General features: G+C 30.7%; 5 protein-coding genes. 4 read left to right on the top strand and 1 reads right to left on the bottom strand.

Annotation, left to right across the window (positions count from 1 at the left end; all coding sequences use genetic code 11):
• Nucleotides 1–99: 99 nt before the first annotated feature.
• Nucleotides 100–2106 carry a methyl-accepting chemotaxis protein gene (locus tag FAY47_RS19485; RefSeq protein WP_243129675.1) on the bottom strand — a complete coding sequence of 669 codons (2007 nt, stop codon included), beginning with the start codon at nucleotides 2104–2106 and terminating at the stop codon, nucleotides 100–102.
• 442 nt (nucleotides 2107–2548) lie between these two features.
• Between FAY47_RS19485 and FAY47_RS19480 the strand changes: the two genes are divergently transcribed.
• The 4 genes from FAY47_RS19480 (at nucleotide 2549) to FAY47_RS20705 (ending at nucleotide 9607) form a co-directional block, all read left to right on the top strand.
• Entirely contained in the window at nucleotides 2549–8542 is a 5994-nt protein-coding gene (locus FAY47_RS19480; protein ID WP_143318591.1) for a DNRLRE domain-containing protein, read from the top strand.
• 25 nt (nucleotides 8543–8567) lie between these two features.
• The gene (locus FAY47_RS19475) at nucleotides 8568–8879 is read left to right on the top strand and encodes a hypothetical protein (protein ID WP_143318590.1); all 312 of its coding nucleotides are present in this window, start codon (nucleotides 8568–8570) and stop codon (nucleotides 8877–8879) included.
• A 246-nt stretch (nucleotides 8880–9125) separates the two neighbouring features.
• Nucleotides 9126–9299 carry a hypothetical protein gene (locus tag FAY47_RS20515; RefSeq protein ID WP_185966917.1) on the top strand — a complete coding sequence of 58 codons (174 nt, stop codon included), beginning with the start codon at nucleotides 9126–9128 and terminating at the stop codon, nucleotides 9297–9299.
• A 17-nt stretch (nucleotides 9300–9316) separates the two neighbouring features.
• On the top strand, nucleotides 9317–9607 hold the full coding sequence (locus FAY47_RS20705) for a hypothetical protein (RefSeq protein WP_207706274.1): 291 nt from the start codon (nucleotides 9317–9319) through the stop codon (nucleotides 9605–9607).
• Nucleotides 9608–9790 lie beyond the last annotated feature (183 nt).

Genomic DNA, 9790 nt, shown 5'->3' with positions numbered 1-9790 from the left:
TATGCGCAAAAAAGAGGATTCAAATTCTGAATCCTCTTTTAGCATTTTCGGCTATTATCAAAATTTATTTTGATACAGCCCCTTTATTATATTCACTTATTAGTCTATAGTGAATTTTTGTATTTCTGTTTCTAGTTTTTCTGCTAATGTTTGAAGTTCTTCTGCAAAGTTTGTGAACTTAATCATTGCAGAAGATATTTCTTCTGTAGATGCAGTAACTTCTTCAGTTGCTGATGCTGTTTCTTGAGAAACAGAAGATATACCTTCTATTTCCTCTAATACATTTTTCTTTTTACCTTCTATTTCAACAATATATAGCTTTGTTTCTTTTACCTTACTTAAAACTGTTTCGATGGATTCAAGGATTTCACTAAATATTTTCTTAGTTTCTCCTACAGCTAAATCTTGCTCATTTACTACATTATTAGTAAACTTTATAGCGTTAACTGCACTGTTTGATTTCTCTTGTATATTTGCTATAATTGCTCTTATTTCTTCTGTTGAGTGACTAGATTGTTCTGCTAGTTTTCTTATTTCTTCTGCTACAACAGCAAATCCTTTTCCAGCTTCACCTGCACGTGCAGACTCTATACTTGCATTTAAAGATAAAAGATTTGTTTGTTCTGTTATTTGTGAAATAGTTTCTGATATAGTATCTATTTTTTTAGTGCTTTCGTTCATATCATTAACTATATCATTAACTTCAGCAGTTACCAGCTTAGTTTTATTTGACTTTTCTATTAATGTATCTATCATAGATAGCCCTTTGGATCCTAGTTCTTTAGTGTTCATAGAAAGATCGTCTACTTCCTTTGAGCTTGTAGCAACTTTATCTAACTTATCTGATAATTTGTTCATCTCTTCTGATCCGTTTTGAGCACTTTGAGCTTGGTTAGTTGCTCCTAATGCCACTTCTTCGATAGCTTTTGCTACTTCTCCTACAGAGGCAGTTACTTCTTCTGACATACTTGCGAGATTTGAGGATGTTTCTAAAACCTCTTTTGATGAATTTGTAACATTATTCATTAGTTTTGATATATTATCAATCATGGAATTGAATGAATCTGCTAAATCCTTAAATTCATCTTTTGTTGTTGCTTCTATAGATACAGTTAAATCACCATTTGATGCCTTTGCAAAAACATCTTTTAGTCTCTTTATATTTTGAGCTATTCCATTACTCAACAATAAGGCTAATGCTATGGAAACTACTCCAATAATACCTATAAATAAGAATGTCATATTTAATATAGACTTTGTATTAATTGTTAGCTCTGATTCAGGTAATACTGCTACTAATTTCCAACCTGTAAGTTCATTAGTTTGAAATACTCCAAATTTCTGATTACCTTGATACTCATATTCAATAAAACCTTTATTATCAGATTTCATTAGATTCCAAATAGATAATTCTGTATTAATAGTATCTTTATCAGGATGAGCTATTATAATTCCCGACGAATCTGTAATAAATGCATAGCCTGCATTACCCATCTTTTTCTCAGCAATCTTATCTGAAAGCGTATCTAAAGTGCAATCCATTCCTATAACGCCGACTACCTGACCGTTTTTCTCTACTGTTTTCGCAATTGTAATCATTAGCTTTCCTGTAGAAGCTCCTTTATATGGAGGTGTTATTATAGCTTTGCCTTTGTTTTCTATAGCTTGTTTATACCAAGGACGTTGAGTGGCGTCATATCCATCTGGCATTTTTTCTAATGGATACATACTATACTTACCAGATGAAGTTCCGTAATAAACTGAAGATATATCTTTATTGGTGCTTTGTGTTGCTTTAAGTATATTAGTTATATCATTTGAGCTTCCACTGTTTTCTGCATCTTCAAGGTTGTTTGCTAATATAGAAGTCATATTAGTAAACCTGTTGAAGTACTCTGTAAGTCCACTATTTATTTCAGTAAGTGTTTGAGTACTTGTAGTTGTTAAATTGTCATGTAAAATGGCTTTAGACTTAAAATACGAAGTGATACCAAGTGCTACTAATGGAATCATGCAAATTGTAATCAAACTAGTAATTAGTTTAATTCTAATGCTGTTAAATTTAAATTTAGAAGTTTGTTTTTTGCCCCATGTCTTATTCATCATATAAACTCTCCAATACTAAAATTTTATATTTATTCTAATTATCGTATTATGTTTAGAAAACCTTTATACAATATTTTAATCCAATTAAAATATTAAAAGAATACATAGGATAAAATGTATCAAAATATTATTATATGGCAATATTCTTAACCATAAATATGGTAATATTCTTATATTCTGAAGAATATGCCGATAAAATGCGAGTTTAGAAGAGTTTTATCACTATTAGGGGAATGGTTAGACTCCAATATCTTATCAGAAGATTATTGAAATATGTTTTGCTAAAAGTAAGGTTGGTACAATTTATTTGAATAAAATTCAATTATTGGATAGAATGTCGGAAAATCTTTTTAAAAAACAATACGATTAAAGCAAAATATTACATAATACGACGAGAAAAAATAGTATTCTATTTACTAAGATATATTCTAGGAGGGGAAAAATGAAGAGATTTGCAAGGGGAATAGCATTTCTGGTGGTATTTACATTACTTATAGAAATAATACCAACAAATGCTTTAGCTAAAAGTTTTAATAATGAGAATACAAATAAGGAGTCAGTAAATGCTACTGAAGTTAGTAAGTATTCTAAAATAATTGGGGAAATAGAAGAAAAGAGAGAAGAAAATACAAAGTATTTTTTAAAGGAAGACAATACTATGGAAGCTGTAGTCTATCCAGAGCCCGTACACTACCAAGAAAATGGTGAGTGGAAAGAGATAGATAATAGTCTAGGGGATGGAAATGACGATGGTGATGATGCTTTAGAGAATACGAAAAGCAACTTAAAATTTAAGTTTGGTAAGTATTCCAATTCTAAAAAGTTAGTATCAATCAAAAAGGACAAGCACAAAATATCTTGGTCCCTTGAAGGTGCTAATAAATCAAAAGTAGAAAAAAGCAAAATAGATGAAAGTGAATTAAATGAAGAAATTGAACAAGAAGCAGGTAAAACAGTAAATGAAGATAAAGAATTATCAGGAAAATCAGAAAAGGAAAAAGAAGAAATAAAAGATGTTATAAAAGAAAATGAGAAAAAGAAAACAGTTCCCAAAATACAGTCTACAGCAACCTATAGAGATGTATTTGAAAATACTGATTTAGAGTATGAACTTCAAGGTAATGATTTAAAAGAAAATATAATATTAAAGGATAAAACTAATGAATCAGAATTTACCTTTAGGCTTAATACTAAGAATGTTATTGCAAAATTAGAAGAAAATGTAGTTAAGTTTTATGATGAAGATGATAAAAGTAAAGAAGTATTTTCCTTAAAGGCACCATTTATGATAGATAAAGAAGGAGCATCTAGTGAGGATATTAAAATATCTTTAGAAGAAGATAAAAAGGGATATATATTAACTTTAATTCCAAGCAAGGAATGGCTAGATTCAGAGGATAGAGTATATCCAGTAACAATTGATCCACCTGTTACCTCATCACAAGATGTTAATGCAATTCAAGATAGTTTTGTATGTAGTAGAGATGATTTAAAAAATAAAAATTTAAATAGTGCTCAGCTATTAAGAGTAGGTGATGGTCATTATGGAGAAACAAGAAGCTTTATAAAAGTTACATTGCCTTCTGAAATAACTTCAGCAGATATGGTAATTGATGCAAAATTGTATCTAGCTTTATATACTAATAATTCTAATTATAATCAAATAAATATATATAAAGTTTTAAATGATTGGAATTCAAGAAGTATAACTTGGAATAACCAACCAGCCTATAATTGGAAGACTGAAGATTTTCAAAATGTAGGTGGATCAATGCCGAAGAATTTTTCTTGGGACATAACTTCTATTGCAAAGGATTGGTATACAACAGGAAATAACTTTGGATTAATACTAAGAAGTAACGGTGGTGGTGGTAACTATCAAGAGTTTTTATCCTCAAATACTCATCCTGATTATAAGGGTGCAAGACCTTTAGTTGGATTTTCTTTTATAAACAATACAGGCTTAGAAAGCTATTGGACATATCATTCTCAAGATGTTGGTAGAGCAGGAACTGGTTATGTTAATGATTATAATGGAAATTTAATTTTTACTCACAATGATATAGGGATGAGCGGAAATAGACTTCCAGTTTCTATAACACACGTATATAACGAAAATGAAAGAGGAAAAAATATTGGCTTTGGACAAGGGTATAGACTAAACCTTAGTCAAAAAGTATATGGAACTACTATTTCAGGAAAATTATATTATGTTTATGAAGATGAAGATGGAACGAGGCATTATTTTAAGGCTGACAATCCATCATCTATGAAAGCAGATACTCTAGCAGATACGGAGCTTTGTAGAAATTCAGATAGTTCTTTTACATTAAAGGATAAGAAGAATAATAAGATTAATTTTAATTCAGCGGGTGCCTTAATAAACATAACAGATAAAAACAATAATGTTGAAACTATTAATTATACTAATGGGAAAATTTCCAGTGTAACTGATGGCGCAAATAGAGTGACAACATTAAATTATAATTCACAAGGATTATTAAGTGAAATTGTAGCACCTGATAAGACAAGTAAAACAACTTATGGATATAATGGTAGTCAATTAACATCTATAACTTATCCAGATGGAGAAAGATCAAGTTATACCTTTGATGGTGATAATAAATTATTAGATGTAGTAAATCTTTCTGGTTATAAGATGTCTTATGAGTATTACGGAGCTAGTCCTTATAGGGTTTCAAAGATAAAAGAAAAAGCAACAAATGGAACAGAGGGAAATGAAGTAAATATAAGTTATGGTTATAATACAACTACTTTTACTGATGTTAGAGGAAAAGCAGACGTTTTTCAATTTGATGACAGTGGAAAAACTGTAAGTACTAAGGATCCAGAAGGAAATGCAAAATATTATAAGTTTGAAAATGCTACCAATACTACCAAATTAACTTCAGAGTCAAAAATGCAAAAGTCAGTAATGAATTATGTAGTAAATTCAGGTTGTGAGGCAGATGGCGATTGGTTAGGATATACTACTGGAGGATCAGGAAGTTATGGATATGCAACAACAGAGAAGCATTCAGGAAAAAGAAGTTTTGCAATCACAAAAAGCGATAACTTAATGAAGATGTATGCTCAACAAGTAATAGGCATAGAAAAAGGGAAAACATATACTTTTTCAGCCTATGTAAAAACTGTAAATATATCAAATGGAAATAAACGAGGAGCTTCTTTATCAGCACATTATTTAAACAATAAAGGGATTTTTGAAGATATACAGTCCAATTACATAAATGGTAATAATGATTGGACAAGGCTTAGTGTAACTTTTACAGTTCCATCAGATGCACAAGCCACATCACTAATACTTAGATTTCAAATGGATGATGAAAAAGGAATGTCGTATTTTGATGATTTCCAATTGGAAGAAGGCTCTATAGCTAATAGATTGAACTTGGTTCAAAATGGATGTTTGCATGGTTATGGCACTATTCCTGATGGCTGGGTGAACCATGGCTGCGGAGAGTATGATAAAATTGAAACTATAGCAGATCCAAATCATCCTTCGTACCTAAACTCAACGGTAATGAAAATAAATGGGGAAAGAGAAAAACTAAAAAGGATAGGAATAGCAACAAATGTAAGCGGAATTGCTGGAGATACGTATGATATAGGTGCGTGGGCTAAAGGAGCTTCAGTACCAAGTGGAGTATTTGCACTGCAAGTGGCATTTATAACTGGTGGCCAACCACAATGGGAAACTATAAGTTTTAATAGAGATATTGATGATTGGCAATATATTAATAGTGTTATAAAAGCTAAAAGTGACTATAGTGACATTCATATATATCTATGTTATTTATTTAATTCTAATGCAGCATTTTTTGATGGAGTACAGCTCTATAAGGAGGAGTTTGGTAACAGTTATACTTATGATGATAAAGGAAACCTAATATCTGTAGAAGATAATGCTAAAAAGAAGAGTAAGTTTGAATACAACGCTAATAATGACCTTGTAAAGTCAGTTGATCCAAAGAGTAGTGAATTCAAATATGAATATGATTCAAAGCATAATGTAACAAAAGGTACAACTGCAGAAAATGTAGTATATAACTTTAAGTATGACAGTAATGGAAATCCAGTTAGTGCGACAATTGGCAATGATAAGACCTTTATTGGAGCTACTGCAAACTATACTCAAAGTGGAAACTATATGAGTTCCATGACTGATAGTTTTGGGAATAAGACTTCCTATAATTACGACGAAACAAAGGGAATATTGAATAGTGCAACAGATGCTAACGGCAAAATTACAACTTACAACTATGATGCAATGAACAGAGAAAAATCTGTTTCAAAGCAAGTAGATGGTAAAACGGTAACTAATTCTTACGAATATAAAAATGATAGAATAAGCAAAGTTACGCATAATGGTTTTGATTATAATTTTGGTTATGATTCCTTAGGTAATAACACAAATGTATCAGTAGGAAATGTTCCTTTAATATCTAATCACTATGAAGATAGAACAGGAAAACTTTTAGATTTTACCTATGGAAATGGGCAGAAGGTAACTAATAATTATGATGAATACGGCAATATAATAGGAAAGTCATATAATGCTGTTACTAGAAATAACTATAAATTTGATGCAGATGGAAATCTAGGGGTAAATGAAGACTTTGTAAATGGTATAACTTATAGATACAATTATGATATATCAAATAGGCTAACAAAAGTTGAAGAAAGTAACGGAAACTATTCACTGTTTGGTTTTGATGATAATAACAATAAAAATAGCTTAACTGAAAAAGTAAATGGGAAAAGTTACGTAACAAATTATGCCTTTGATAAAGATAATAGAATAACAGCAGTAAATTATTCTAGAGATGTGGCAAATATTACTTCTTATATTTATGATTCCTTTGGAAGAGTTACTTCTAAAAACTTTACTATGGGAACAGCTAAATTTAATACTACTTATAATTATGAAAAAGGAAATGCTACAACAGGATCTACAGACAGTGCAAGAATAGCAAGTATAAATAATAACGGAAGTACTTTAAGCTACACCTATGATAAAAATGGTAATATAGAGACTGTCACCGATGGAACAAAGGTGATAAAATATTACTATAATGAGTTAAATGAATTAGTAAGAGAAGACAATGGGATTATAAACAAAACAATAGCTTATTCCTATGATGCTGGTGGAAATATTCTAAACAAGAAAGAATATGCACTAACATCAGGAGCACTAGGAGCTATAACAGCTACAATTACATATGGCTATGGAGATGCAAATTGGAAAGATAAGCTTACCACCTTTAACGGACAAGCAATAACCTATGATCAAATAGGAAACCCATTAACCTATGGAGATAAGAAATTCACATGGGAAATGGGAAGACAGTTAAAGGGAATAACAGGAACAAATTTAAATGTAAACTATAAGTATAATGACTCAGGAATAAGAACAGAAAAGACAGTAAATGGAGTAACAACAAAGTATCATCTATTAGGGGATAGAGTAACCTTTGAAAGTAATGGAACAGATAACATATACTATACTTATGATAGTAGCAATAATTTGTTAAGTATGAACCTTAATGGAGCAGAGTATTACTATATAAGAAATGTTCAAGGAGACATAATAGGGTTACATGATAAGGATGGTAAAGTAGTAGTAAATTATGTATATGACTCATGGGGTAAATTAATTTCAACAACAGGATCTTTAGCTTCAACAGTAGGAGTAAAGAATCCTTATAGATATAGGGGATATAGGTATGACACTGAGACAGGGTTATATTATTTGCAGAGTAGATATTATAATGCTGACTGGGGTAGGTTTGTAAATGCAGATGAAATTACAGGTGTAAAGGGAGAATTGTTATCGCATAATATGTTTGCGTATTGTAAGAGTAATCCAATTGGTTCGTCAGATCCGAGCGGACATTTTGCGATAGGAGCAATTTTCTCTGGATTAGCAGCTCTAGGAGAAGGTATTGGTGCACTTGTAGCAACACCAGTTTTAATAGGAGCAGCAGTTATTTGGACTGGTTATGTTGGCTATAAAGTATATAAAGATTATTCAGATTATGCGAAAAGTCGTGTATCAACAGGGGCGCGGGTTGATGAAAAGACTAAGCGAAAAGACAATCCAACAGTAGAATTATTTAGGGCAATGGATTATGTTGAATATAATAAATTTATGAAATCTGGGAAATTTTCAAATATGGCAGCAGATAAGAAGTGGATTATGGATACAAAATGGTTTGCAACTAATGCAGTAGATGGAAATAAGTTTGGAAAAAAACTTAATCCATATGGATATAAAGTAATTGCAGTGACTGTACCTGAAAGTGCATTGCCTGGCATGTATTATAATCCGTACCTTGATGGTATAGGGCCTTCATATAATAGTACTGTGCCATATATTAATGCTGTTATGTTAGGTTATAGGTCGGTGAATTAAATTAATGAAAGGATAGGGGCAAGTTATGGATAAAGAGTATGTACAAGCAAGCATAGAATGGTTTGGAGATGAGATAGAATGGCCAGAAATACCTTTAGATGGATTAAAATTTCATCCTCAAATTAAATTTGAAGAAGAAGGAGATGTCCAACCTAAATGGACAGTTGAGGTAATAATTAGAAGAGTTAGTAACAATTCTAATTATTATGTAGATTTAAAATATTTGTTTGAACAAGCTCCACATAATCTATTAAGGAAAGGAGGCAAATTTGTATTATTCGATGGACCTAACGCAATAGCAAAAGGTGAAGTAATGGAAGATGTTTTAGAAAATTAATAATATAAAAGAAAGTGTTTAATTAAAATTATAAGGTTATGCGGATTTTCATCAGAATTACGTATAACCTTCTTTTTATATAAACTAAAAATAACTATAATCATTATATATATATGCAAATAACCTATGATGATAAGACATTTACATGGGAAATGGGAAGGCAGTTAAACTGCAAATCCATATGATTTTAAATCAAAGGGATGTGAGTTAAATGAATTACCTGGAACTAAAAATGGAAGAATTTTTATGTGGAAGCCTATAGGAGCGAAATATCCTGTATTTGAATGGGATGAGGATTTTAATAATGGCTCACATTATCATGTAATGGATATTTCATGGGGAGGAAAACATTTGGATTCAATACATTATGAGGCTGGCATGCTTGTTCCGGAGCCTTGGGTCAGTGCATATTTTGATTAGAGAAGAGGTAAATTATAGTGAAAGTAAATAAAAATACTATTAATAAGTTAGATGATTTCAATTTACACGATTCAGAGTTAATAGAAGTTTGTTCAAAGTATGATGATAATATTGCAACATTTTTTATAGATCACTTTTTTTTGAAAAAGAAAATGATAGTTACATTTAAGGAAGTATTATATACTGAGATAACTAGTATTAAGCTTTGGGGGGGAGGAGGCTATCTTATTTATAGAGGAGTTCGAATGATTCCATCGTTATTGCCTCCTTTATGGTGGACAATACCAGCTAATGCAGTATGTCCATAATAAATTAATTTAGAATATTACTTTTTGATAAAGAATTGGGTGTAAAATATGATAGGTATAAATTTTAAACTAAAAAATAAATTTAGTAATTTTTTATTTAGGATATTTGAGGGAACAGGAGTAGATAATTTTGTGTGGAATATAAGAAACGATGAAATTATTTATAAAGACAGAAACAATAAA

The organism is Clostridium sp. HBUAS56017, from assembly GCF_007115085.1.
GTDB lineage: Bacteria > Bacillota > Clostridia > Clostridiales > Clostridiaceae > Clostridium > Clostridium cibarium.
This window is presented reverse-complemented; position numbering and strand designations above follow the sequence as displayed.